Source organism: Paracoccus sp. SM22M-07, from assembly GCF_001887735.1.
Lineage (GTDB): Bacteria > Pseudomonadota > Alphaproteobacteria > Rhodobacterales > Rhodobacteraceae > Paracoccus.
In genome coordinates this window covers 356,932-380,753 of sequence record NZ_JPKW01000001.1, presented here as the reverse complement: position 1 = coordinate 380,753, position 23,822 = coordinate 356,932, and the positions used below count along the sequence as shown (strand labels likewise).

The following is a 23,822-nucleotide window of genomic DNA, read 5'->3' as shown; positions in this document are numbered from 1 at the left end:
TTGCCAAAGCCGGGCCAAGCTGTTTCGTGGGCCGCAAATCCATTCGCGCGCAGGACCGTCCGATGACCCAGAAATCAGAATTCCGCGCAGCGATCCTGTCGCTGTCCCTTGGCGCTTTTGCCATCGGCACATCCGAATTCGCGGCAATGGGGCTTCTGCCCTTCTTTGCCGCGGATCTGGGGCTGTCGGACCCTCAGGCGGGCCATGTCATCAGCGCCTATGCACTGGGCGTGGTGGTGGGGGCGCCGCTGACCTCGATCCTGGGGGCCAAGCTGCCGCGTCGGCGCTATCTTGCGGCGCTGATGGCCTTCTATGGCCTGGTGAACATGCTGGCCGCGATCATGCCGGGGCTGGCCAGCCTGACCGGCATGCGGTTCCTGGCGGGCCTGCCACATGGCGGTTTCCTGGGCGTGGCGATGCTTTATGCCGCCGATGCCCTGCCCGCGGGGCAACGGGCGCGTGGGGCGGCGCGGGTGCTGCTGGGCCTGACCATCGCGAATATCATCGGCGTACCCCTGGCCGGCTGGATGGGGCAGAGCATCGGCTGGCGTTGGGGCTTTGCCCTGCCCGGCGTGCTGGCGCTGGCTTCTGCCTGGGCGATCCTGCGCTTTGCACCGCGTGTGGGTGGCAATCCCGACGCGCGCCCCTGGGACGAATTGCAGGCCCTGCGCAATCCGCGCGTCCTGTGGGTGCTGGCGGTGGGGGCCATCGGGTTCGGGGGGCTGTTTTCCGTCTATGCCTTCCTGACGGCGGCGATCCTGGCCACGACCGATGCGCCCGCCTATGTGGTGCCGCTGACACTGGCGGTCTTTGGCGTGGGCGGCACGCTTGGCACCTGGGGCGCGGGCCGCATGACCGAGGCGCTTGGCATCGACCGCGCCGCCTATGTCAGCCTGCTGGCCATGGCGCTGACGCAGGGCTTTGCCGCGCTGGCGGTGGGCAACTGGCCGATGATGGTGCTGTCATCCTTCCTGATCGCGGCGGGGGCCGGGCTGGTCATCCCGCTGCAGACGCGGCTGATGGACGTGGCGGGATCGGCGCAAAGCATGGCCGCGGCGATGAACCACGCGGCCTTCAACGCGGCCAATGCGCTTGGTCCCTTCCTGGCGGGGCTGGCGCTCAGCGCGGGGTGGGGCTGGCGTGCGCCCGGCGTCGTCGGCGTGCTGCTTACGATTGCGGGGGCCGTGGCCTGGACGCTTGCACTGCGTCACGGTCGGAAAGCACGGGCGGCGGCAGCGACCGCAGGATGACCCTGCGAGAGGTCGAGGCGAATTCGCGCCGCCACGTCACCCACAGCACGATGGCGGTTCCCGCCATCAGCCCCCAGGCCCCGGCCAGCCAGCCAAGCGACCCCAAGGCGAAATAGACGCTGCGCAGGCCCGCGTTGAAGCTGCGCGCGGCGGTGATGTTCAGATCGGCCGCCTGCATGGCACGATCGCTCGCGTCGGGATGGTTGGGGTCGTTGGGAACCGAGGCCATCAGCACCGCGCAATAGCCGAACAGCCGATGCGCCCAGACGAATTTCAGGAAGGCGTTGACGATGAAGACCATCGTCACCAGCAACCGCAATTCCCATCCGGTATTGGCCGTCGGGTCGAATTCCAGTTCGGCGGCGATGCCCCGCAAGCGTTCGGCATTGCCGATCAGCGCCAGCAGGCCCCCCGTCGCGATCATGCAGGCGGATGCGAAGAACGCGGTGCCCTCGCGCAGGCTGGACAGGATGTTGCCGTCGAAGATGCGCGGATCGCGGGCGACGAACTGATGCATCCATTCGCGCCGGAACCGTGTCATCAGCACCGAAACCGACGGTCGCCCCGCGGGCGGCCGTTCGGTGAACCAGCCGATTCCGAACCATGCCGCGAACAGCAGGATCAGCGCCAGAAGGTCGGGCAGCGCCAGGGGATGGGTGGTGATCAGGTCCAACGGGTTCATGGCGCGACTCTATGCCGAGGTCACGGCGCTTGAAAGCCCCCGGCCACCCCCCTATCGTCGAATTCGAACAGGCAGGGAGGGGAGGACCGGCCATGATGCAGATGCCCGTACCCGATGCAGCGGTGATGGCGCAACGCCAGGCCATCGTCGCAAGGTTGCAGACCGCGCTTCCCGGTGCCGTCATCGACGATCCCGCCGAAACGCGTGCCTATGAATGCGATGCGTTGTCGGCCTATCGCTGCGCGCCCCTGGCCGTGGTGCTGCCCGAAACGACCGCGCAGGTCGCGCAACTGCTGGCCATCTGCCACGAGATGCGCGTCCCCGTGGTGCCGCGCGGCGCAGGCACCAGCCTTGCAGGCGGGTCCATGCCCACGGCGGATGCGGTGGTGATCGGCCTGTCGCGCATGACGCAGGTGCTGGAGGTGTCGGCCCAGGACCGGCTGATCCGGGTGCAGGCGGGGCGCACGAACCTGTCGGTGTCGGCGGCGGTCGAAGGCATCGGGTTCTTCTATGCGCCCGACCCCTCCAGCCAGCTGGCCTGTGCGATCGGCGGCAACATCGCGATGAATTCCGGCGGGGCGCATTGCCTGAAATACGGGGTGACGACCAACAACCTTCTGGGCGTGACCATGGTGCTGATGGATGGCAGCGTGGTCGAGCTGGGCGGCCCGATGGGCGAAAGCGGCGGTCTGGACCTGCTGGGGGTGATCTGCGGGTCCGAGGGCCAGATGGGCATCGTGACCGAGGCGACCTTGCGCATCCTGCCCCGTCCGGCGGGTGCGCGCCCCGTGCTGATCGGTTTCGACAGCAGTGAAACCGCCGGGGCCTGCGTCGCGGCCATCATCCGCGCAGGCATCATCCCCGTGGCCATCGAATTCATGGACAGCCCCTGCATCCGCGCGACCGAGGCCCATGCCCATGCCGGCTATCCCGATGCCGAGGCGCTGCTGATCGTCGAGGTCGAGGGCACCGCCCCGGAAATCGACGAACAGCTGTCGCTGATCCGCGACATCGCCATGCGCTTTGATCCCGTCGAATTCCGCGAAAGCCGGTCCGAGGATGAATCCCGCCGCATCTGGCTGGGCCGGAAATCGGCCTTCGGGGCGATGGGCCAGATGGGCGATTATATCTGCCTGGACGGGACGATCCCGGTGACGGCGCTGCCGATGGTTCTGGCGGGCATCGGCGATCTGTCGCGGCAATACGGGCTGGCGGTCGCGAATGTCTTTCACGCGGGCGACGGCAACATGCACCCGCTGATCATCTATGACGCGAACGCACCCGGCGATCTGGACCGGGCAGAGGCGCTTGGCGCCGACATCCTGCGCCTGTGTGTCGAGGTCGGCGGCTGCCTGACCGGCGAACATGGCGTCGGCATCGAAAAGCGCGACCTGATGAGCGCGCAATTCAATCCCCCCGACCTTGAGGCGCAGATGCGCGTCAAGGATGCCTTCGACCCCCATTGGCTGCTGAACGCCGCCAAGGTCTTTCCGCTGGAGGTGTCGGCCCCGCGCCGTGACCGCCGCCTGAACAGCACGACCTCCGATGCGGCCTGAGACCGAAGCCGATCTTGCCGCGCTGATCCGCGACGCGACGGGCCCGCTGTCGGTCATTGGCGGCGGCACGCGGCTCTGGCCCGGCGAAGGGCAGGGCGCGCGCTTGGACATGACCGCCATGACCGGCGTCACGCTCTATGAACCCGAGGCGCTGACCCTGGTGGTCCGCGCCGGGACCCCGCTGCAGACCGTCCGCGACACCCTGGCGGCCGAAGGCCAGATGCTGGGGTTTGAACCCGATGATCTGCCGGGCTCGACCATCGGCGGGGTGGCCGCCACGAATGCGGCGGGCGCCCGGCGGGTTCTGGCGGGCAGCGCGCGCGATGCGTTGATCGGGGTGCGCTTCGTCGACGGTCAGGGGCAGGTCATCCGCAATGGCGGGCGGGTGATGAAGAACGTCACCGGATATGACCTGGTCAAGCTGATGGCGGGCAGCCGCGGCCAGCTGGGCGTGCTGACCGAGCTGTCCTTCCGCACGACGCCCCTGCCGCAGGTCACGAACACGCTGCAACTGCGCGAACTGGACGCGGCGGGCGCGATCCCTGCCTTCACGGTGGCGCTTGGCGGTCCCTATGACGTCAGCGCCGCACGCTGGACGCCGGACCACGGCGCCTTGATCCGGCTGGAGGGGCTGCGCGCATCGGTCGCCAGCCGCAGCGCCGAACTGGCGCGCCGCCTGTCGGATTTCGGCAGCCTGTCGCAAATCGAAGACCACCCCTGGCATCGCCCGGCACCAGCCGCGGCCGATCCCGCGCAGGATGTCTGGCGCATCATCTGCCGCCCCTCGCAGGCGCCAACCCTGCTGGAACGGCTGCCGCAGCCGATGCTGCTGGATTGGGGCGGCGCGCTGATCCATGTGGCGATGCCCCGGGGGCAGGCCCCCGATCTGCCGCATTTCGCGGGGCATGCGCGCCGCATCGCGGGGCAGGGGGCGGCAATCCTGCCGCCGCCCGATCCCGTCACCGACCGCATCCTGCGCGACCTGCGCGACCGCTTCGATCCGCGCGGCATTTTCCGGGGGGCCCGCTGATGCAGACCAATTTCACGCCCGAACAGCTGGCCGATCCGGCCGTCGCGCATTCCAACAAGATCCTGCGCAGCTGCGTGCATTGCGGGTTCTGCACCGCGACCTGCCCGACCTATCAGGTGCTGGGCGACGAATTGGACAGCCCGCGGGGGCGGATCTACCTGATCAAGGACATGCTGGAATCGGGTCGTCCGGCGGATGAAAAGACCGTCAAGCATGTGGATCGCTGCCTCAGCTGTCTCAGCTGCATGACGACCTGCCCATCGGGGGTGAATTACGCCCATCTGGTCGATCACGCGCGCAGCTATATCAACGCGACCTATCGCAGGCCGTGGCGTGACCGGATGCTGCGGCGGCTGCTGACGGCGATCCTGCCCCATCCGGGGCGGTTCCGGATGGCGCTGGCGGGGGCGCGGCTGGCGCGGCCCTTCCGGCGGCTGATGCCGGATGCGCGGCTGCGCGCCATGCTGGACATGGCCCCCGGACGCGTCCCCCCGGTCAGCGGCAACGACCGCGGCCAGACCTTCGCGGCGATCGGCCCACAGCGCGCGCGGGTGGTGCTGATGATCGGCTGCGCGCAGCGGGCGCTGAACACCGACATCAACGACGCGACCATCCGCCTGCTGCGCCGTGCGGGGTGCCAGGTGGTGATCCCGCCGCAATTCGGCTGCTGCGGCGCGCTGACCCTGCATATGGGCCAGGAGGAGGACGCCCGCGACCACGCACGCGACAGCATCGCGCGCCTGCTGGCCGCCGAGGCGGGGGGCAAGGTCGATGCCATCGTCATCAACACCTCGGGCTGCGGGACGGCGATCAAGGATTACGGGCATCTTTTCGCGGGCGACCTGATGGAGGATGACGCCCGCCGCGTTGCTGGCCTTGCCCGCGACGTGACCGAGTTCCTGCAGGCGCTTGGCCTGCCCGACAGCACGGGCGACGCGGGGCAGGGGATGCGCGTGGCCTATCATTCGGCCTGTTCGCTGCAGCATGGCCAGCAGATCAGATCGGCGCCCAAGGACCTGCTGGCCCAGGCCGGTTTCCAGGTGGTCGAGCCTGCCGACCCGCATCTGTGCTGTGGATCGGCGGGGACCTATAACCTGTTGCAGCCCGAATTGTCGGCGCAGTTGAAGGCGCGCAAGGTGGCGTCGCTGCAGGTGTTGGAGCCGCAGGTCATCGCCGCCGGAAACATCGGCTGCATGATGCAGATCGGCGGCGGGACGGCCCTGCCGGTCGTGCATACGGTCGAACTGCTGGATTGGGCGACAGGCGGGCCGAAACCCGCGTCACTGGGGTCTTGAACGGCGTCCGAGCGATCCTAAATCAACGTCACCGGCGGCCATGACGGCGTCGGTATCTGCCCGCCCGATGATCGGGGGGCATCTCTGTTGACATCGCTTTGACGTAAGGATGTGACCCATGCGTAACTTTGACCTGACTCCGCTCTATCGTGCTTCGATCGGTTTCGACCGACTGGCCGATGTGATGGACCGGACCCTGTCTGCCGACGTGGCAGCCCCCACCTATCCCCCCTATAACATCGAGAAGACCGGCGAGGATGCCTATCGCATCTCCGTTGCCGTTGCCGGTTTCAGCGCCGATGACCTGAATGTCGAGATGCGCGACGGTGCCGTCATCATCTCGGCCCGCAAGGCCGATGAGGACGAAACCCGCACCTATCTGCATCGTGGCATCGCCACCCGCGCCTTTGAACGCAAGTTCACCCTGGCCGACCATGTGCGCGTCGAGGGTGCCAGCCATCTGGACGGCATGCTGCATATCGACCTGGTGCGAGAGATCCCCGAGGCCCTGAAGCCGCGCCGGATCGAGATCGCCAAGACGGCGGGCAAGGTGGAAAAGCTGGACGCCTGAGCTTGCGTCCCGCGACGGCCGGGGGCTGACTGCCCCCGGACCCCCGTTCGCGTCGCTGCGGAACCGGAAGGGCGGTCCAGACGGGCCGCCCTTTTTCAGATGCGGCGTCTGGCGCGCAAGGCGGCGCTGATGGTGCCGTCGTCCAGGTAGTCCAGTTCACCCCCGATGGGGACGCCTTGGGCAAGCCCCGTGACCGAGATGTCGCTGCCTTCCAGCGCGTCTGCGATGTAATGCGCCGTCGTCTGGCCATCGACCGTGGCGTTCAGCGCCAGGATCACCTCGGAGATGTTTTCGGCATGGATGCGGGTGATCAGGGCGGGGATGCCCAGTTCATCCGGGCCGACTTCGTCCAGGGCCGAGAGCGTGCCGCCCAGCACGTGATAGCGGCCCTTGAAGGCCTGCCCGCGTTCCAGCGCCCAAAGGTCGGCCACGTCCTGCACCACGCAGATTTCCCCCGTGGCACGGGCCGGATCGGTGCAGATGGCGCATTCGTTGCGATCGGTGATGTTCCCGCAAATGGTGCATTCGCGGGAATTGACCGCCACCCGGTCCAGCAGCTGCGCCAGCTGGGTCATCTGCTGGCTGCGCTTGCGCACCAGTTGCAGCACGATGCGCCGGGCCGAGCGCGGCCCGAGCCCGGGCAGCCGCGCCATCAGCGCGATCAGCGCCTGGATGTCGTCGCTGCCCTGGGCCATGGATCAGAAGGGCATCTTCATGCCGGCGGGCAGGCCCAGGCCTTCGGTCATCTTGCCCATTTCGGCCTGCATCTTCTCCTCGGCGGCGCGCTGCGCTTCCTTGATGGCCGCCAGGATCAGATCCTCGACGACTTCCTTTTCCGAGGGCACGAAGATCGACGGATCGATTTCCAGCGCCGTCAGCTCGCCCTTGACGGTGCAGGTCGCCTTGACCAGGCCTGCGCCGGATTCACCGGTCACGGTGACGCTGGACAGGTCTTCCTGCATCTGCGCCATCTTTTCCTGCATATCCTTGGCGGCCTTCATCATCTTGGCCATGTCGCCAATGCCGCCCAAACCCTTGATCATGTCTCAATCCTCATCTTCGAATGGATCCCATTCCTCGACCTCGGCCACGGGCCCTTGGGTCGCATCATGGGGATTTGCTGCGCCTTCCGCCAGATCCTCGACCTCGGTCGGGGGTGGCGCGGCGCGGGTGATGTTGGTCAGGGTGGCGCCGGGAAAGGCGGCCATGACCTGCTGCACGATGGGCAGGGCCAGCGCGCGTTCGCGGGCGGAACGCGCCTCGGCGTCGCGGGTTTCCGCGATGGTGGGCGCGCCGCCGGAATTCGTGACGGTGACGGCCCAACGCTGACCGCCCGTCCAGCCGCGCAGGCGTTCGGCCAGGCGCTGCGCCAGATTGGTGGGCGGGTCCAGCCGTGGTTCGAACTCGATCCGGCCGGGGCTGTATTTCACCAGCGCGACATGGCGTTCGACCATGACCAGCAGGGTCATGTCGCGCATGCGGCGGATCAGCTCCAGCACCGATTCGAAATCGGGATAGGAATGCAGCACGTCCGGCGACACGGCCAGCGCGGTGGCCGCGCCCGAGGGTTGCACCACCGGCGCGGGGCGCGCGCGGCGCATGGCTTGCGGGGCGTGATCGGGAACCTGTCCCTGAACGGCGGGACCGCGGGCGAATTCACCGGCATTCTGGGCCTGCTGGACCCGACGGATCAGCGCCTCGGGGTCGGGCAGGTCGGCCACATGGGTCAGGCGGATGATTGCCATTTCCGCCGCCATCATGGCGTTCGGGGCGGCGGACACCTCCTCCAGCGCCTTCAGCAGCATCTGCCACATGCGCGACAGGACCCGCATCGGCAGGTTTTCCGACAGATCCTTGCCGCGGGCGCGTTCGTCGGGGGAAATGGTCGGGTCGTCCAGCGCATCGGGCGTGATCTTCACGACCGAGATCCAATGCGTGATTTCCGCCAGATCGCGCAGCACCGCGACCGGATCGGCCCCATCGGCATATTGCGATTGCAGTTCGGTCAGCGCCGCCGCCGCATCGCCGCGCAGCACCATCTGGAACAGGTCGATGACGCGGCCCCGGTCGGCCAGGCCCAGCATGGCGCGGACCTGGTCGGCGGTGGTTTCCCCCGCGCCATGGCTGATCGACTGGTCCAGAAGGCTGGTCGCGTCGCGTGCCGATCCTTCGGCCGCGCGGGTGATCAGCGCCAGCGCGTCTTCGCTGATCTGCGCGTTTTCGGCATCCGCGATGCGCTTCAGCAGTGCGATCATCACCTCGGGCTCGATCCGGCGCAGGTCGAAGCGCTGGCAGCGCGACAGGACCGTCACGGGAACCTTGCGGATTTCGGTCGTGGCAAAGATGAATTTGACGTGCGGGGGCGGTTCCTCCAGCGTCTTCAGCAGCGCGTTGAACGCGCTGGTGGACAGCATGTGAACCTCGTCGATGATATAGATCTTGTAGCGGGCGGATGCCGCGCGATAGTGCACCGATTCGATGATCTCGCGGATGTCGCCGACGCCGGTGCGGGATGCGGCGTCCATCTCCATCACGTCGACATGGCGGCCTTCGCTGATGGCCACGCAATGTTCGCATGTGCCGCAGGGTTCGGTGGTGGGCCCGCCCTGGCCGTCGGGGCCGATGCAGTTCATGCCCTTGGCGATGATGCGGGCGGTGGTCGTCTTGCCGGTGCCGCGGATGCCCGTCATGATGAAGGCCTGCGCGATGCGGTCGGCGGCAAAGGCGTTCTTCAGCGTGCGCACCATGGCGTCCTGTCCGACAAGGTCGGCGAACGTCTCGGGCCGGTATTTGCGGGCCAGAACCTGGTATGCGTTTGTCGTGTCGGTCATCGATCCCCCGGGCGTCGCGCCACCTTAGCGGCGCGTCCCCTCTGCCACAACCGGATCACGTCAGGCGGCCAGCAATCCGATGCCGCGCGCGCCCGCGATCAGGTCCTCGGCCATCAGGTCGGCATGATCGCCCGACAGCGGCGTCATGTCGGGCACCTGCACCACGGTCATGCCCGCCGCACGGGCGGCCCGGGCACCGATATCGCTGTCCTCGAAGGCCAGGCAGCGGGTCGGATCGATTCCAAGGCGCTGTGCCGCCAGCAGATAGACGTCGGGCGCCGGTTTCGGGTCGGGCACGTCGCTGCGCGTGACGACGATGTGGAAGCTGTCGGTCAGCCCGGCTGCCGCCAGCTTTTCGCGCGCCTGGTCGGTGGTGCTGGAGGTGGCGATGGCAAAGGGCATGCCCATCTCGCGCAGCGCCGCCAGCAGATCGGCGACATAGGGCCGCAGCGGAATGCCGTCGCGGTCGCGGCGTTCGATCAGCGCCTCGGCCCAGAACCGGTCCAGCTGGTCGAAATCGAAATCCGCGCCGATATGGTCGCGCAGGATCTTGCGGGCGCTTGGTTCATCCATGCCGACCAGCGATTCCAGCAGGCCTTCGGGGGCGGTCCGACCCATGCGGTGCAGCGCAGCCTCTTGCGTCTCGATGCCCATCTGTTCGGTGGCCAAAAGCGTTCCGTCCAGATCGAAGATCACGGCGTCGAAGCGGGGTTGCGTCATGGGTGGTCCTTTCATCATGTCCGCCGCTAACATGGGGGTGGTCGCGGCCGGTCACAAGTCGCATGGCGACATGACAGCAATGCGTCAAAAGGGGGGATGGGTGAGAGGCTGGACAGCGACCCAAGTGGATCCTGTTACGGCTGCTTCCTTCCGGACCTGACCGAGTTGGCAAGACACCTGCCCGCGCCAACCTCTCGGGGCGACAAATAGGCAAAGCGGCGCGCGGATGCAAGCCCGTGCTTGCGCATCACAGCGAAAGCCGCATCAGCGCGAAACCATCGGCATCTATGCCCGCGTGTTCCATCGGGACGGGCAGGGGGCGTGTCACCGCGACGGGCGCGGTCGGGAACAGCACCGTGGTGCCCGGCATAGGCGCGAATCGCCAGTTGGGTCGATGCGGGACGGCAACGTCGCGCCGGACCCGCACATAGCGGCGCAGCACATCCAGGCTGAGCGCGTCACGGTCCAGCACAACCTCGTTTTCATCGACCAGCGGACTGAACAACCCGCAGCTGGCCAGGCGATAGGAATTGGTGGCCAGCACGAAGACATCCGCATCACCGACCGGCCGTCCACGCCAGCAAAGGTCGCGGATGCGATGCGCGTCAGGGTCGGCCAGCCCGCCCTGGGGGTGAAAACGCGCCGGTTGCGACAGGTCGATGCGCCATTCGACCCCGTCGATGACGTCGAAATTATAGGCGGGGAAGCGCGGGTCCAGCAGGGGCGCATCCTGGGCTTTTGGGGTGATCCGGGCAAAGAGGCTGGCCGAGCGTTCCAGCCAGTCGCGCAGCTTGGCGCCGGTGATGCGGATCGCCGTGATGCGGTTGGGATAGGTATAGAGATCGGCCAGGTGCCGCAGCGCCAGCCGCCCCGCCGGCACGTCGGTATAGGCCCCCGGCCCGCCGCGTCCGCCCGCGCGATAGGGCGCGCTGGCCGACAGCACCGGCAGATCGGCCAAGGGCGTCCCCTGCAGCCTGCGCCTGACATGCCAGCGCTGCGCCATGTTGACCAGCCGCAGCCCCGCATCATGGCCGATCACGGCGAAATGGCTGCCCAGGGGCGTGGCGCTGCGCCCGATCCGCGCGCCCAGCTGATGGCGGGTGGCGCGATGGGCTTCGGCCACCGGGCGGGACACCAGGGGCAGGCTGGGCGTGCCGGCATCAATGCGGCGGCAGCTGACGGCGAAATCCTGGATGACCGGCCCCTGCGCCCCGATGCGCAGGTCCAGATCGATCACCCCCAGATGCGACCCGCCATAGCCGGGCATCACCGCAGGCTTGCCCATCAGGGTTCCGCGCAGGGCGTCCGTGCCGGGGCGGTCCTGCCAGCCGGGACCGGGAAAGACCTCATGCGTGTGGCCGGCGATGACCACGTCGATTTCGGGCAGCGCGGCCAGCGCTGTGGCGGCATGTTCCATCCCCGGATGGGGCTCGGGGCTGCCGATGCCGCTATGGGCCAGGGCGACGATCAGATCCGCCCCTTCGGCCTTCAGCCGGGGCAGAAGCCGTTGCGCGGTCCGGATGATGTCGTGGCTGCGCATGACGGGGCGCAGGTCCTGGTCCCATTCCTCGGTCTTGGGGGGCAGAAAGCCGATCACCCCGATTCGCAGGCGATGATCCTGCCCCGCCTCGTCCTGCAGGATGCGATCCAGCAGGCAGTATCGGGCAAAGTTCCGGCCACGCGCCATCGTCAGGTTCGCCGCCAGCACGGGAAAGCGGGCCTGCGCCACGGTCCGTCGCAGAAAGGTCAGCCCGAAGTTGAAGTCGTGGTTGCCAAGCGCCGCCGCGTCGTATCGCAGCGCATTCATCGCGGCGATGGCGGGATGGGCCGCACCCTTGCCGCCCTGCCGCGCCACCACATCGCCCATCGGCGCACCCTGCAGGAAATCGCCATTGTCCAGCAGCAGGCATTGCCGCCCTTCGGCGCGCAGGCGCTGGATCATGTCGGCGGTCCGGGCCAGGCCGAACCGGTCGCAGGGCCGGTCGGCCAGATAATCATGGGGCAGCAGATGCATGTGCATGTCGCTGGTGGCCAGGATGCGCAGCTTCAGACCGATGCCGGTCCCGCAGGAGGTCTGGTCCGACCTGTCGGGCAAATGGCCGCCGTCAGGCATTCGCTTGGCTGAAAGGGCGATAAGACATTCTGTCCGTCCCGTGGCTGCTTGAACTGCGTGTCGCCTCTGGATAGCGCATCGGCGGAATGCCGCACAATCAAAGATTGTTCTTGTGTTGCCGACTCGCCCATGATTCAGCCATCTTGGGGGCGCTCTGCGCAGCGTTAGGACAGCGCCTTGGCCGCGGATGGCCGGGTGCCGCGGCCAAGGCGGCGATCCGGCACCATTGTTGAAAGGGAAAGCCCTTCTGGACTATCAGTAACAGGCGTGGAACTGTCCCCCAAGACAGTTCGACATCGTCAGTGGGTTGTTTCCGATGAAATTTTCGACACGCATAGATACCGACCTTCCCGCCGAGAAACTTTTCGAGGCGATCGGCGATTTCGATGCGTTGGAGCGCATGCTGATCGGCAAGGGCGCAAGTGTGTCGCGGATCGACCCCAAGCAGGAACCCGGCATCACCATGGGCTGGAATGTCGGCTTCGACTGGCGCGGCCGCAGGCGCGACCTGCGGCTGGCGGTGACACGCTTTGACCGGCCCGAACAGATCACCATGGTGGGACGTTCGAACGCGCTGGACCTGCTGGTCAATGCCACCGTCGTCGCGCTGAGCCGCGTGAAGTCACGCCTGATCTTTGAAACCGAGGTCAAGCCGCGCAACATGAAGGCGCGGCTGATGCTGCAGACGGCCAAGCTGGGCAAGGGCCAGATGGACCGCCGTTTCCAGCGCCGCGTCGGCGAATTCGTCACCCAGATGAGCGGCCGGCACAGCTAGGGCGCATCACGCCTGCTGGCGCTGCGCCTCGCGCAGGGGGTCGGCGGGATAGACCCCCAGGATGTCCAGAGAGGCCGTGAAATAGCTCAGCTCGTCCAGGGCGCGGCGGACATTGTCATCCTCGGGGTGGCCTTCGATATCGGCATAGAACTGGGTTGCGGTGAAGACGCCGTCCACCATGTAGCTTTCCAGCTTGGTCATGTTCACGCCATTCGTGGCAAAGCCGCCCATGGTCTTGTAAAGCGCGGCGGGAATGTTGCGCACGCGGAAGACGAAGCTGGTCAGCATCCGTTCGGCGCGGCGGCTGTGATCGGCCTGGCGCGACATGATCAGGAATCGGGTGGTGTTGTTCTGGCGGTCCTCGATCTGGTCGGCCAGACGCTCCAACCCATAGATTTCGCCCGCCAGGGGGGCTGCCAGCGCCGCCAGCGACGGAATGCCGCGCGCGGCCACCTCCTTGGCCGATCCGGCGGTATCGGCGCCCGTCATGGCGCTGATCCCGTGCTGGCGCAGAAAGCCGCGGCACTGGCCCAGCAGGACCGTATGGCTCATGGCCTGGCGGATGTCCGACAGCGGCGTGCCGGGGACGGCCAGCAGGCTGATATGAACCCGCACGAAGGCCTCGTCGACGATCTTGAGGCCGGATTCGGGCAGCAAATGATGGATATCGGCGACCCGGCCATAGGTCGAATTCTCGACCGGCAGCATGGCCAGATCGGCGGCGCCGCCGCGCACGGCCTCGATCACATCCTCGAATGTGGGGCAGGGCAGCGCCTCCATGTCGGGGCGGGCGGTCCGGCAGGCCTCGTGGCTGTAGGCGCCCGGCTCTCCTTGGAAGGCGATACGATTCGTGGTCATGGCCAAAGCCCCCGATGGTCCAAGAAAGTCAGCGTGCCGGGGTAACTATACCTTGATCACGCAAAGCGAAAGCGGATAGATGTCCCCCGAATTGACGAGCTTACCAAGGCGGGGACCGCACGCGATGTTCAACACCATGACCGTGACCAAGGCAGCCGGCGCCTTCATCGGCGCACTGCTGTTTCTGATGCTGGCGAACTGGGCAGCCAGCGCGCTGTTCCATGTCGGCCCGGCCGGACATGGCGGAGAGCATGGCGAAGAGGAAATCACCCAGGCCTATGCGATCGACGTACCCGAATCCGCCGCAGGCGGCGGGGAAGCCGAGGTCGAGGAGATCGATTTCGAGGCCCTGATGGCCGAAGCCGATGTCGCGGCCGGTGAAAAGCAGTGGGCGAAATGCCGGGCCTGCCACGCCCTTGACGGCAGCGACGGCGTCGGCCCGCATCTGAACGGTCTTGTCGGCCGCGAGGTGGCCAGCATCGCGGGCTTTGGTTATTCCGGCGCGATGACCGACCACGCCGCCGAGGTTCCCGTATGGGACGTCGAGGCGATCCAGCACTTCATCGAGAACCCGCGCGGCGTCGTGCCGGGCACCGCGATGTCCTTCGGCGGCCTGAAGAAGCCCGAGGACCGGGCCAACGTCATCGCCTATATCGAGAGCCAGTCCTGATCGCCTGAACGGCCGGGATTGATGACAGGGGCGCGTCCGGCAGGTCGCGCCCTTTTTCGTGGCATCTGCAAGGGTTTCGCGAAAACGCGGCACTTCACGAAAACGCGGCTTGAAGCCCGGCGGCCTGCTGGCCTAGCCTTTCCCGATCGTGACCAAGGAGCTTGCCCCATGCGCCGCACCGCCCTGATTGCCCTGCTGCTGACCGGCCTGTCGCTTGGCCCGGCCATGGCGCAAGACGCCGACGGGATGACGCGCACGCACGGGGTCTCGATCTTCGGCGATCTGGCGCTGCCTGCCGATTTCGACCACCTGCCCTATGTGAACCCCGATGCCCCCAAGGGCGGAGAGATGTCGCAGTCGATCCCGAATTCGATGGGGTTCGACAATTACAACCCCTTCACCTTCCGCGGGCGGGCGGCGGCGCTGTCGACGGTGATGCTGGAATCCATTCTGGAGGCCCCCGCCGACGAGGTGGGCGCGGCCTATTGCCTGATCTGCGAAAGCCTGGAATATCCCGAAAGCCGCGACTGGGTGATCTTCAACCTGCGCCCCGAGGCGCGCTTCAGCGATGGCACCCCCCTGACCGCCGCCGACGTGCTGTTCAGCTATGAGACGCTGCGCGACAAGGGGCTGTCCAGCTTTCGCGTGGTGATCAAGCAGCAGGTCGCCAAGGCCGAGGTGCTGGACGATCACCGTATCCGCTTTACCTTCACCCCCGACTACCCGCGCCGCGACGTGATCCAGTCCGTGGGCAGCCTGCCGATCTTCAGCCGCGCCGATTTCGAGGCGAACGACCGCGACCTGGAACAGACCATGCAGGTGCCGATGGTGGGGTCGGGGCCTTATGTCTTCGACAGCGCCGATCTGAACCGCAACATCACCTTCCGCCGCAACCCCGATTACTGGGGCGCCGATCTGCCGATCAACAGGGGGCGACACAATTTCGACCGGCTGCGCTATGAATATTTCTCGGATTACGATGCCGCCTTCGAGGCGTTCAAGGCCGGCGAATACACCTTCCGCCGCGAGGTCAGCAGCATCATCTGGGCCAACCGCTATGATTTTCCGGCCATGCAGAAGGGCTGGGTGAAACAGGAAACGCTGCCGGACGGGAATGTCGCCTCGGGGCAGGCCTGGGTGATGAACCTGCGCCGCCCCAAGTTCCAGGATGTCCGCGTCCGCGAGGCGATCGGATTGATGTTCAACTTCGAATGGTCGAACGAGGCGCTGTTCTATGGCCTCTACGACCGGGTCGACAGCTTCTGGGAAAACAGCGACCTGGAAGCGACGGGAACGCCCTCCGAAGGTGAACTGGCCTTGCTGGAACCGCTGGCTGCCGATCTGCCCGACGGAGTCCTTACGGATGATGTGGTCACCGCCCCCGTCAGCGGCGAACGCCAGACCGACCGGAAAAACCTGCGCAAGGCGGCCGACCTGCTGAGCCAGGCAGGCTGGGAAACCGGCAGCGACGGCCTGCGCCGCAACGCGGATGGGCAGGTGCTGACCTTGGAGATCCTGAATGACAGCCAGACCTTCGACCGGGTCATCAACCCCTTCGTCGAAAACCTGCGCGCCCTTGGCATTGATGCGCGCAACAGCCGCGTCGACAATGCCGAATACGAAAACCGCGCCCGCAGCTTCGATTTCGACATCATCAGCGACCATCTGGGCCAGCCCGAGATCCCCGGCGCGGGCCTTCAGCAGGCCTTCGGATCCGCGAATGTCGGCGATGTCTTCAACCCCGCGGGGCTGGCCAATCCGGCCATCGATGCGCTGATCACCCAGGTAGAAGCCGCCTCCACCCAGGAGGAGCTGAACACCCGCGTCCACGCGCTGGACCGCGCCCTGCGCAGCCTGCATCTGTGGGTGCCGCAATGGTACAACGCCAATCACCTGGTCGCTTATTACGACCAGTTCGGCCGCCCCGAGACGCTGCCCCCTTATGCCTTGGGGGAAATGGATTTCTGGTGGTATGACGCCGACAAGGCGCAGGCGCTGCGCGATGCGGGTGCCCTGCGGCGCTAGGGCATTTCGCTTGATTTTCGATGCCCGATTGCCGACAAGACGGGCCAATGACAGAAGGGGCCGCCAAGGCCCGAATGACCCTGCAAGGGGGACGGAAGGGCCAGGCCGATGGGCGCCTATATCCTGCGGCGTTTGCTGCTGATCATCCCGACACTGATCGGCATCATGCTGGTCAACTTCACGCTGACCCAATTCGTGCCGGGCGGCCCGATCGAACAGATCGCGGCCCAGATCCAGGGCGAAGGCGACGCGTTCCGCAACATTGCCGGCGGCGGCGCCGAAGCGGGGCAGGCCGCCCCGACAGGCTATGAAGGCGCCCGCGGCCTGCCGCCCGAATTCATCGCCCAGCTGGAACAGGAATTCGGTTTCGACAAGCCGCCGGTCGAACGCTTCTTCACCATGCTGTGGAACTACCTGCGCTTCGATTTCGGGACCAGCTGGTTCAGGTCGATCAGCGTGGTCGACCTGGTGGTGGAAAAGATGCCCGTATCGATCACGCTGGGGCTGTGGTCCACGGTGATCGCCTATGTCATCTCGATCCCGCTTGGCATCCGCAAGGCGATGCGGGACGGATCGCGCTTTGACACCTGGACGTCGGGCGTCATTATCATGGCCTATGCCATTCCGGCCTTCCTGTTCGCGGTGCTGCTGATGGTGCTGTTCGCGGGCGGCAGCTATTGGCAGATCTTTCCGCTGCGCGGCCTGACATCGGACAATTTCGCGGACCTGTCCGCTTGGGGCAAGATCAAGGATTACGCCTGGCACGCCACCCTGCCGGTGCTGGCTGCGACCATCAGCAGCTTTGCCACCCTGACCCTGCTGACCAAGAACAGCTTCCTGGACGAGATCAACAAGCAATACGTGATGACCGCCCGCGCCAAGGGCCTGACCGAACGGCGGGTCCTTTACGGCCATGTCTTCCGCAACGCCATGCTGATCGTGATCGCGGGCTTTCCGGCGATGTTCTTGGGCGTCTTCTTCGGGTCGTCCATCCTGATCGAGACGATCTTTTCGCTGGACGGTCTGGGCCGCCTGGGCTTCGAGGCGGCGGTGCAGCGCGACTATCCGGTGATCTTCGGCACGCTCTATGTCTTTGGCCTGCTGTCGCTGGTCGTCGGCATCCTGTCGGACCTGATGTATGTCTTTGTCGATCCGCGCATCGACTTTGAAAAGAGGGCGGGCTGATGGCGATGTCCGAACTGAACCGCCGCCGCTGGCGCAATTTCCGCCGCAACGGGCGCGCCTTCTGGTCGCTGGTGATCTTCGCGATCCTGTTCATGGTGGCGATGCTGGCCGAGGTGGTGGCCAATGACAAACCCGTCGTCGTCAGCTTTCGCGGCGAGTTGTTCTTCCCGGCCTATAATTTCTATCCCGAGACCGCCTTCGGCGGCGATTTCGGGACCGAGGCCATCTATCGCGACGAGGCCGTGCAATGCCTGATCGTGTCGGGCGGCCGCGAGGAATGCTGGGACGAGCCCGAGGGCTTCATGGCCGCCGTCCGGTCGGGATCGACCGACGTCCCCAAGGCCGAACAGGGCTGGATGATCTGGCCGCCCATCCCCTATCACTTCCGCACCATCAACAATGTCGGCACCGCGCCCAGTGCGCCCGACGGCGCGCATCTGCTGGGCACCGACGATACGGCGCGCGACGTGCTGGCACGGGTGATCTACGGGTTCCGTACCTCGATCCTCTTCACGCTGATCGTCACGGTGGTCGCATCCACCATCGGCATCGCGGCGGGGGCGGTGCAGGGCTATTTCGGCGGGCGGACCGACCTGGTGTTCCAGCGGGTGCTGGAGATCTGGGCATCCACCCCCGGCCTCTACGTCATCATCATCCTCTTCGCGATCCTGGGGCGCAGCTTCTGGCTGCTGGTCTTCGTCACCATCCTGTTCGGCTGGCCGGCGCTGGTGGGCGTGGTGCGGGCGGAATTCCTGCGGGCGCGGAACTTCGAATATGTCCGTGCGGCCCGCGCGCTTGGGGTGGGCGACATGAAGATCATGTTCCGCCACATCCTGCCCAACGCCATGGTGGCGACGCTGACCATGCTGCCCTTTGTCGTCACCGGCACCATCAGTGGGCTGGCGGCGCTGGACTACCTTGGCTATGGCCTGCCCGCCGGGTCGGCATCGCTGGGGGAAATGGCGCTGCAGGCGAAGCAGAACCTGCAGGCACCCTGGCTGGCCTTCACCTCGTTCTTCACCTTCGCGATCATGCTGTCGCTTCTGGTGTTCATCTTCGAGGGGGTGCGTGACGCCTTCGACCCCAGAAAGACCTTCCGATGACCGGACCTGACGACCAGGGTGAACTGCACCCGACCATCCCCGCGCCCGGCGCCGAGGCTGCCGTGGCCGAAGGTCATGGCGCCTCCATGCCGGGCAATGCCGATGGCCGGGCGATCGATGCGGGCGCGTCGAATGCCGTGCTGGACGTGCGCGACCTGAAGATCGGTTTCCGGTCCGAGGGCCAGCTGGCATTGGCGGTCAAGGGCGTCAGCTTCCATGTCGGGCGCGGCGAGACCGTGGCGCTGGTGGGCGAATCGGGGTCCGGGAAATCGGTGACCGCGCTCAGCACGGTGCAGCTGCTGGGGGCTTCGGCCGAGGTTCAGGGATCGGTCCTTTATGCGGGACGCCAGATGGTCGGCGCGTCGGACCGAACCCTGCGCGAGATCCGCGGCAACGACATTAGCTTCATCTTCCAGGAACCGATGACATCGCTGAACCCGCTGCACACGCTGGAAAAGCAGCTGTCGGAAAGCCTGGCGCTGCATCAGGGGCTGACGGGGGCCAAGGCGCGGGCGCGGATCGTGCAGCTGCTGGACCGCGTGGGCATCCGCGACGCCGAAAGCCGCCTGGCCGATTATCCGCACCAGCTGTCAGGTGGTCAGCGCCAGCGCGTGATGATCGCCATGGCGCTGGCCAACGGGCCGGACCTGCTGATCGCGGATGAACCGACGACGGCACTGGACGTGACCATCCAGGCGCAGATCCTGGACCTGCTGGCGGAATTGAAGGCCGATGAGGGTCTGTCGATGCTGTTCATCAGCCATGATCTGGGCATCGTGCGGCGCATCGCCGACCGCGTCTGCGTCATGAAGGACGGAGAGATCGTCGAACAGGGCCCGGTCGACCGGATCTTTGCCGATCCCCAGCATCCCTATACGCGCAAGCTGCTGGCCGCGGCGCCCGCGGGCGTGGCCGAGCCCTTGCCCGCCGATGCGCCGCTGCTGGTCCAGACCCGCGATCTGAAGGTCTGGTTCCCGGTCAAGCGCGGGCTGATGCGCCGCGTCGTCGGCCATATCAAGGCGGTCAACGGGGCGACGCTGGACCTGCGCGCGGGTCAGACCCTGGGCATCGTCGGCGAATCGGGCAGCGGCAAGACCACGCTGGCCCTGGCCATCATGCGGCTGATCGAAAGCGACGGGCCGATCCTTTATATGGGGCAGGACATCCAGGGCTGGGGCTCGAAACAGCTGCGCGCCCTGCGCCGCGACATGCAGATCGTGTTCCAGGACCCGTTCGGCAGCCTGTCGCCGCGCATGACGGTCGAACAGATCATCACCGAAGGCCTGGGCGTCCACGGCGTCGAGCCGGGCCGCGACCGCCGCCAGATGGTCGCCGAGATCATGACCGAGGTCGGATTGCAGCCCGACATGATGCACCGCTATCCGCATGAATTCAGCGGCGGTCAGCGCCAGCGCATCGCCATCGCCCGCGCCATGATCTTGCGCCCCAAGGTGGTGGTGCTGGACGAACCGACCAGCGCGCTGGACATGACCGTGCAGGTCCAGATCGTCGATCTGCTGCGCAACCTTCAGCGCAAATACGGGCTGGCCTTCCTGTTCATCAGCCACGACCTGCGCGTCGTGCGCGCCATGTCGCATGACATCATGGTCATGCGCGCCGGCGAGGTCGTCGAACAGGGAAGCGCCGCGCAGATCTTCGACGCGCCCTCGCACGAATACACCATCAACCTGCTCAGGGCGGCATTTCCACAGGGACGTTCGTGAAGATCCTTTTCGTCCACCAGAACTTTCCCGGCCAGTTTCCCCATCTTTCCACCGAACTGGTCCGCCGCGGCCACGAGGTCCTGGCGCTGACCGATGAAAAGAACCAGCGCAGCAGCGCGGTCCGTACGCTGCGCTACAAGGCGCCCGATGGGGTCAAGACCGACAGCCCCCTGGGGCGGGTCTATTCCGAACATGCCGAACGGGGGCTGATGGCCGCACGCGGCGCGCGCGCCTTGCGCGACCGCCACGGATTTCACCCCGACGTCATCATCGGCCATCCCGGCTGGGGCGAGACGCTGTTCCTGCGCGAGATCTGGCCCGAGGCGCGCCTGCTGGTCTATGCCGAACTGATGTATCGCACGCGCGGCCATGACGTCGGCTTCGACCCCGAGATCAGCCCCGCCACCGATGAAGGCCGGTTCCTGACCGTCGCGCGGTCGGCCCATCTGATGCAGGGCGTGCTGCAGGCAGACGCCGCCATTGCGCCCACCCGCTATCAGGCCGACAGCTTTCCCCCCGAACTGCGCGGCAAGATCACGGTCGTGCATGACGGGATCGACACCGATCTTGTCTGCCCCGACCCTTATGCCAGCCTGACACTGCCGGACGGCACCGTGCTGACCCCGAAGGACGAGGTCCTGTCCTTCGTGTCGCGGTCGCTGGAACCCTATCGCGGGTTCCACGTCCTGATGCGCGCCCTGCCGCAGGTCCTGAAGGCCAGGCCCCATGCCAAGGTGGTGCTGATCGGGGCCGAGGGTGTCAGCTATGGCGGCAAGCCGCGCGATGCGGGCAGCTGGAAGGAGAAGCTGCTGGCCGAGGTCGGCGGGCAGCTGGACCTGTCGCGGGTGCATTTTCTGGGGCGGGTGCCCTATGACAGCTATCTGTCGCTGCTGCGCGTGGCGCGGGTTCATTGCTATCTGACCTATCCGTTCGTTCTGTCCTGGTCCCTGACCGAGGCGATGGCGGCGGGATGCTATGTCGTGGGATCGGACACGGAACCCGTGCGCGAACTGATCCGCGACGGGGAAAACGGGCGGCTGGTGCCGTTCTTCGACGTGGATGCCTTGGCGGGCGCGCTGATCCACGGCCTTGCGGGCGATCCCGATGCGCCGCGCCTGCGCCAGGCGGCGCGCGACACGATCGTGCAGGGCTATGACTTGCGCAGCCGCTGCCTGCCTGCCCAGATCGACTGGGTGGAAAGCCAGGGGGCGATGCGCTAAACCCTTTGGACTTCACGAAAGAGGCCCAGATGGTCCAGATCCGACTGACGAACACCCGCACGAAGCGCAAGGAAGCCTTTGCGCCCATCGATCCCGACAATGTCCGTCTGTATCTGTGCGGACCGACGGTCTATGACCGCGCGCATCTGGGCAATGCCCGCCCGGTGCTGGTCTTTGACGTGCTGGTGCGGCTCTTGAACCACGTCTATGGCGGTGATCACGTCACCTATGTGCGTAATTTCACCGACGTGGACGACAAGATCAACGCCGAGGCGCAGCGCCGCCGCGCCGCCGGATCGACGCTGTCGCTGGAGGCGCTGATCGACGAACGTACCGCGGAAACCATCGGCTGGTATCACGCAGACATGGATGCGTTGGGGGCGATGCGCCCTGATCACGAACCGCGCGCCACCCAATACATCGCCCAGATGATCGCGATGAACGCCGACCTGATCGCTCGTGGCCATGCCTATGAGGCCGAGGGGCATGTGCTGTTCGACGTGCGGTCATTCCCGGATTACGGCAAGCTGTCGGGCCGTTCTGTCGATGACATGATCGCGGGCGCACGGGTCGAGGTGGCGCCCTTCAAGCGCGATCCGATGGATTTCGTGCTGTGGAAGCCCAGCAGCGACGACCTGCCGGGATGGGACAGCCCCTGGGGTCGCGGGCGGCCGGGCTGGCATATCGAATGTTCGGCCATGTCGGCGGCGCTGCTGGGGACGCATTTCGACATCCATGGCGGCGGCATCGACCTGCAGTTCCCGCACCACGAGAACGAGATCGCGCAAAGCTGCTGCGCCCATCCGGGTGCGGGTTTCGCCAATATCTGGCTGCACAACGAGATGCTGCAGGTCGAGGGCAAGAAGATGTCCAAGTCGCTTGGCAACTTCTTTACCGTCCGCGACCTGCTGGACCGGGGCGTGGCCGGAGAGGTGATCCGTTTCGTCATGCTGTCCACCCATTACCGCAAGCCGATGGACTGGACCGAGGCCAAGGCGGCGGATGCCGAAGCGGTGCTTCGGCGGTGGCATGGGCTTGTCGCGGGCATCGAGCCCGCGACAAGCCCGGCACCCTCGGTGATCGCGGCACTTGCCGATGACCTGAACTCTGCGGGTGCCATTGCGGCCTTGCACGAGTTGGCGGCCAAGGGGGACGGCGCGGGGCTGCTGGCCTCGGCGCGGATGCTGGGGCTGTTGCTGCCGGAACTGGCGGGATGGGCCACGGCCGATGACGCGGCCTCGGCGCAGATCGAGGCCTTGCTGGCGGCGCGGCTGGAGGCCCGCAAGGCCCGCGACTTCGCGCGCGCCGATGCCATCCGCGACGGCTTTGCCGCTGCCGGGGTCGAGGTCAAGGACACGCCCGCCGGCCCGGAATGGTCGTTGTCCGCAGGCTTTGATCCGGAACGTCTGGCCGAACTGGCACGGACGCAGGGCGCATGACCATCGAGGCCTGCACCGAGATGCTGCGCCAGCACGACCCCGACCGTTTCGGGGCCGTGCTGGCCGCGGAGACCGATGATCGGGCCGCGCTGGTCACGCTCTATGCGCTGAACCTGGAGATTGCCCGCGCGCCCTTCCAGTCCTCCGAGCCGATGCTGGCCGAGATGCGGCTGCAATGGTGGGTGGACCGGCTGGAGGAGATGGGGCAGGGGACCCCGCCGCCCCTGCATGACGTGCTGACCCCCCTGTGGGACGCCTGGGGGCAGGATGCCGGTGCGCTGGTGGCCCTGGCCGAGGCACGCCGCCGCGATTGCGCGCGCGAACCGTTCCGCAGCGTCGATGAGGTGGTGGCCTATGTCGATGCCACGGCGGGCGCGCTGGTCTGGGCCGCGGCCCATCGCTGCGGCGCCCCCGAAGGCACGCGCGAGATCGTGGCCCATCAGGCACGTGGTGCGGGGATTGCCGCCTGGCTGCGCGCCTTGCCCGCCTTGCAGGCAATGGGGATGGGCATGGATCGCCCCGATCCCGACCATCCGAAGGCCCTGACGGCGATCGGGCGCGACGGGTTGCGCATGGCCGCGCGGCTGCACCGCAAGCTGCCTGCCCGTGCGGCGGCGGCGCTTTATCCTGGGCCGCGCGTGCCGCGCCTGCTGAGCGAGATCGCCTCGGGGCGGGTCGATGCCTATGCGGAAACGGTGCCGCTGACGCCGTTCCAGCGGCGCGCGTCGCTGGCGCGGCTGGCCATGACCGGGCGCTGGTGGCGCTGAGGAGAATG

21 protein-coding genes and 1 other RNA gene are annotated in these 23,822 nt (G+C 66.7%); 14 read left to right on the top strand and 8 right to left on the bottom strand.

Annotation, left to right across the window (positions count from 1 at the left end; translation table 11 throughout):
- Positions 1-62: 62 nt before the first annotated feature.
- Positions 63-1,250 (top strand): MFS transporter, encoded by a 1,188-nt coding sequence (locus IE00_RS01955; RefSeq protein WP_072295357.1) that lies wholly within the window; start codon positions 63-65, stop codon positions 1,248-1,250.
- On the opposite strand, the gene IE00_RS01950 is transcribed toward IE00_RS01955, so the two are convergent.
- A complete protein-coding gene (locus IE00_RS01950; RefSeq protein WP_072295356.1) occupies positions 1,168-1,932 on the bottom strand; it encodes a DUF599 domain-containing protein in 765 nt (254 codons plus the stop codon). The two genes, IE00_RS01955 and IE00_RS01950, sit on opposite strands and share 83 nt — an antisense overlap.
- Positions 1,933-2,027: 95 nt before the next feature.
- On the opposite strand from IE00_RS01950, the gene IE00_RS01945 reads away from it, so the two are divergent.
- The 4 genes from IE00_RS01945 to IE00_RS01930 all read left to right on the top strand — a co-directional run bounded on the left by IE00_RS01945 (position 2,028) and on the right by IE00_RS01930 (position 6,384).
- Entirely contained in the window at positions 2,028-3,488 is a 1,461-nt protein-coding gene (locus tag IE00_RS01945; RefSeq protein ID WP_072295640.1) for an FAD-linked oxidase C-terminal domain-containing protein, read from the top strand.
- On the top strand, positions 3,478-4,518 hold the full coding sequence (locus IE00_RS01940) for an FAD-binding protein (RefSeq protein WP_072295355.1): 1,041 nt from the start codon (positions 3,478-3,480) through the stop codon (positions 4,516-4,518). Before IE00_RS01945 ends, IE00_RS01940 begins: the two co-directional genes overlap by 11 nt.
- Positions 4,518-5,813 (top strand): glycolate oxidase subunit GlcF, encoded by a 1,296-nt coding sequence (gene glcF, locus IE00_RS01935; protein WP_072295354.1) that lies wholly within the window; start codon positions 4,518-4,520, stop codon positions 5,811-5,813. Before IE00_RS01940 ends, glcF begins: the two co-directional genes overlap by 1 nt.
- Positions 5,814-5,931: 118 nt before the next feature.
- Positions 5,932-6,384, top strand: a complete 453-nt coding sequence (locus IE00_RS01930) for an Hsp20 family protein (RefSeq protein WP_072295353.1) — start codon at positions 5,932-5,934, stop codon at positions 6,382-6,384.
- 95 nt (positions 6,385-6,479) lie between these two features.
- Here IE00_RS01930 and recR read toward each other — a convergent pair whose 3' ends face one another.
- From recR to IE00_RS01900, 6 genes are all read right to left on the bottom strand, one after another.
- Positions 6,480-7,079 (bottom strand): recombination mediator RecR, encoded by a 600-nt coding sequence (gene recR, locus IE00_RS01925; protein WP_072295352.1) that lies wholly within the window; start codon positions 7,077-7,079, stop codon positions 6,480-6,482.
- A 3-nt stretch (positions 7,080-7,082) separates the two neighbouring features.
- Positions 7,083-7,427 (bottom strand): YbaB/EbfC family nucleoid-associated protein, encoded by a 345-nt coding sequence (locus tag IE00_RS01920; protein ID WP_072295351.1) that lies wholly within the window; start codon positions 7,425-7,427, stop codon positions 7,083-7,085.
- Positions 7,428-7,430: 3 nt separating this feature from the next.
- Positions 7,431-9,215 (bottom strand): DNA polymerase III subunit gamma/tau, encoded by a 1,785-nt coding sequence (locus tag IE00_RS01915; RefSeq protein ID WP_072295350.1) that lies wholly within the window; start codon positions 9,213-9,215, stop codon positions 7,431-7,433.
- A gap of 60 nt (positions 9,216-9,275) precedes the next feature.
- Positions 9,276-9,935 carry an HAD family phosphatase gene (locus IE00_RS01910; protein ID WP_072295349.1) on the bottom strand — a complete coding sequence of 220 codons (660 nt, stop codon included), beginning with the start codon at positions 9,933-9,935 and terminating at the stop codon, positions 9,276-9,278.
- Between the two features lie 99 nt (positions 9,936-10,034).
- An RNA gene (gene ffs / locus IE00_RS01905) (signal recognition particle sRNA small type) lies at positions 10,035-10,131 on the bottom strand.
- A gap of 51 nt (positions 10,132-10,182) precedes the next feature.
- Positions 10,183-12,048 carry a bifunctional 2',3'-cyclic-nucleotide 2'-phosphodiesterase/3'-nucleotidase gene (locus tag IE00_RS01900; RefSeq protein WP_083553967.1) on the bottom strand — a complete coding sequence of 622 codons (1,866 nt, stop codon included), beginning with the start codon at positions 12,046-12,048 and terminating at the stop codon, positions 10,183-10,185.
- Positions 12,049-12,364: 316 nt separating this feature from the next.
- Between IE00_RS01900 and IE00_RS01895 the strand changes: the two genes are divergently transcribed.
- On the top strand, positions 12,365-12,823 hold the full coding sequence (locus IE00_RS01895; protein WP_072295347.1) for an SRPBCC family protein: 459 nt from the start codon (positions 12,365-12,367) through the stop codon (positions 12,821-12,823).
- Positions 12,824-12,829: 6 nt separating this feature from the next.
- On the opposite strand, the gene IE00_RS01890 is transcribed toward IE00_RS01895, so the two are convergent.
- Complete coding sequence (locus IE00_RS01890; protein ID WP_072295346.1) at positions 12,830-13,681, bottom strand: prephenate dehydratase; 852 nt, start codon at positions 13,679-13,681, stop codon at positions 12,830-12,832.
- A 124-nt stretch (positions 13,682-13,805) separates the two neighbouring features.
- Between IE00_RS01890 and IE00_RS01885 the strand changes: the two genes are divergently transcribed.
- The 8 genes from IE00_RS01885 to IE00_RS01850 all read left to right on the top strand — a co-directional run bounded on the left by IE00_RS01885 (position 13,806) and on the right by IE00_RS01850 (position 23,814).
- A complete protein-coding gene (locus IE00_RS01885) occupies positions 13,806-14,351 on the top strand; it encodes a cytochrome c family protein (RefSeq protein WP_072295345.1) in 546 nt (181 codons plus the stop codon).
- 168 nt (positions 14,352-14,519) lie between these two features.
- Positions 14,520-16,376: an extracellular solute-binding protein gene (locus IE00_RS01880; protein ID WP_072295344.1), complete on the top strand. Its 1,857-nt coding sequence runs from the start codon at positions 14,520-14,522 to the stop codon at positions 16,374-16,376.
- Between the two features lie 108 nt (positions 16,377-16,484).
- Positions 16,485-17,561 carry a microcin C ABC transporter permease YejB gene (locus IE00_RS01875; RefSeq protein ID WP_072295343.1) on the top strand — a complete coding sequence of 359 codons (1,077 nt, stop codon included), beginning with the start codon at positions 16,485-16,487 and terminating at the stop codon, positions 17,559-17,561.
- On the top strand, positions 17,561-18,664 hold the full coding sequence (locus tag IE00_RS01870) for an ABC transporter permease (protein ID WP_072295342.1): 1,104 nt from the start codon (positions 17,561-17,563) through the stop codon (positions 18,662-18,664). Before IE00_RS01875 ends, IE00_RS01870 begins: the two co-directional genes overlap by 1 nt.
- An 86-nt stretch (positions 18,665-18,750) precedes the next feature.
- The gene (locus IE00_RS01865) at positions 18,751-20,388 is read left to right on the top strand and encodes an ABC transporter ATP-binding protein (protein ID WP_072295639.1); all 1,638 of its coding nucleotides are present in this window, start codon (positions 18,751-18,753) and stop codon (positions 20,386-20,388) included.
- The gene (locus tag IE00_RS01860; RefSeq protein WP_072295341.1) at positions 20,385-21,608 is read left to right on the top strand and encodes a glycosyltransferase; all 1,224 of its coding nucleotides are present in this window, start codon (positions 20,385-20,387) and stop codon (positions 21,606-21,608) included. The genes IE00_RS01865 and IE00_RS01860 overlap by 4 nt, the downstream gene beginning before the upstream one ends.
- A gap of 29 nt (positions 21,609-21,637) precedes the next feature.
- The gene (gene cysS / locus IE00_RS01855) at positions 21,638-23,047 is read left to right on the top strand and encodes a cysteine--tRNA ligase (RefSeq protein ID WP_072295340.1); all 1,410 of its coding nucleotides are present in this window, start codon (positions 21,638-21,640) and stop codon (positions 23,045-23,047) included.
- Positions 23,044-23,814 carry a squalene/phytoene synthase family protein gene (locus IE00_RS01850; RefSeq protein WP_072295339.1) on the top strand — a complete coding sequence of 257 codons (771 nt, stop codon included), beginning with the start codon at positions 23,044-23,046 and terminating at the stop codon, positions 23,812-23,814. Before cysS ends, IE00_RS01850 begins: the two co-directional genes overlap by 4 nt.
- Positions 23,815-23,822: the final 8 nt, after the last annotated feature.

Coding starts and splice junctions, on each gene's coding strand:
- IE00_RS01865 (WP_072295639.1), top strand. CDS start 18,751: ATGCCGGGCAATGCCGATGGCCGGGCGATCGATGCGGGCGCGTCGAAT.
- IE00_RS01885 (WP_072295345.1), top strand. CDS start 13,806: ATGTTCAACACCATGACCGTGACCAAGGCAGCCGGCGCCTTCATCGGC.
- IE00_RS01930 (WP_072295353.1), top strand. CDS start 5,932: ATGCGTAACTTTGACCTGACTCCGCTCTATCGTGCTTCGATCGGTTTC.
- IE00_RS01850 (WP_072295339.1), top strand. CDS start 23,044: ATGACCATCGAGGCCTGCACCGAGATGCTGCGCCAGCACGACCCCGAC.
- IE00_RS01875 (WP_072295343.1), top strand. CDS start 16,485: ATGGGCGCCTATATCCTGCGGCGTTTGCTGCTGATCATCCCGACACTG.
- cysS (WP_072295340.1), top strand. CDS start 21,638: ATGGTCCAGATCCGACTGACGAACACCCGCACGAAGCGCAAGGAAGCC.
- IE00_RS01910 (WP_072295349.1), bottom strand. CDS start 9,935: ATGACGCAACCCCGCTTCGACGCCGTGATCTTCGATCTGGACGGAACG.
- IE00_RS01955 (WP_072295357.1), top strand. CDS start 63: ATGACCCAGAAATCAGAATTCCGCGCAGCGATCCTGTCGCTGTCCCTT.
- IE00_RS01900 (WP_083553967.1), bottom strand. CDS start 12,048: ATGCCTGACGGCGGCCATTTGCCCGACAGGTCGGACCAGACCTCCTGC.
- recR (WP_072295352.1), bottom strand. CDS start 7,079: ATGGCCCAGGGCAGCGACGACATCCAGGCGCTGATCGCGCTGATGGCG.
- IE00_RS01940 (WP_072295355.1), top strand. CDS start 3,478: ATGCGGCCTGAGACCGAAGCCGATCTTGCCGCGCTGATCCGCGACGCG.
- IE00_RS01920 (WP_072295351.1), bottom strand. CDS start 7,427: ATGATCAAGGGTTTGGGCGGCATTGGCGACATGGCCAAGATGATGAAG.
- glcF (WP_072295354.1), top strand. CDS start 4,518: ATGCAGACCAATTTCACGCCCGAACAGCTGGCCGATCCGGCCGTCGCG.
- IE00_RS01950 (WP_072295356.1), bottom strand. CDS start 1,932: ATGAACCCGTTGGACCTGATCACCACCCATCCCCTGGCGCTGCCCGAC.
- IE00_RS01880 (WP_072295344.1), top strand. CDS start 14,520: ATGCGCCGCACCGCCCTGATTGCCCTGCTGCTGACCGGCCTGTCGCTT.
- IE00_RS01870 (WP_072295342.1), top strand. CDS start 17,561: ATGGCGATGTCCGAACTGAACCGCCGCCGCTGGCGCAATTTCCGCCGC.
- IE00_RS01895 (WP_072295347.1), top strand. CDS start 12,365: ATGAAATTTTCGACACGCATAGATACCGACCTTCCCGCCGAGAAACTT.
- IE00_RS01915 (WP_072295350.1), bottom strand. CDS start 9,215: ATGACCGACACGACAAACGCATACCAGGTTCTGGCCCGCAAATACCGG.
- IE00_RS01945 (WP_072295640.1), top strand. CDS start 2,028: ATGCAGATGCCCGTACCCGATGCAGCGGTGATGGCGCAACGCCAGGCC.
- IE00_RS01890 (WP_072295346.1), bottom strand. CDS start 13,681: ATGACCACGAATCGTATCGCCTTCCAAGGAGAGCCGGGCGCCTACAGC.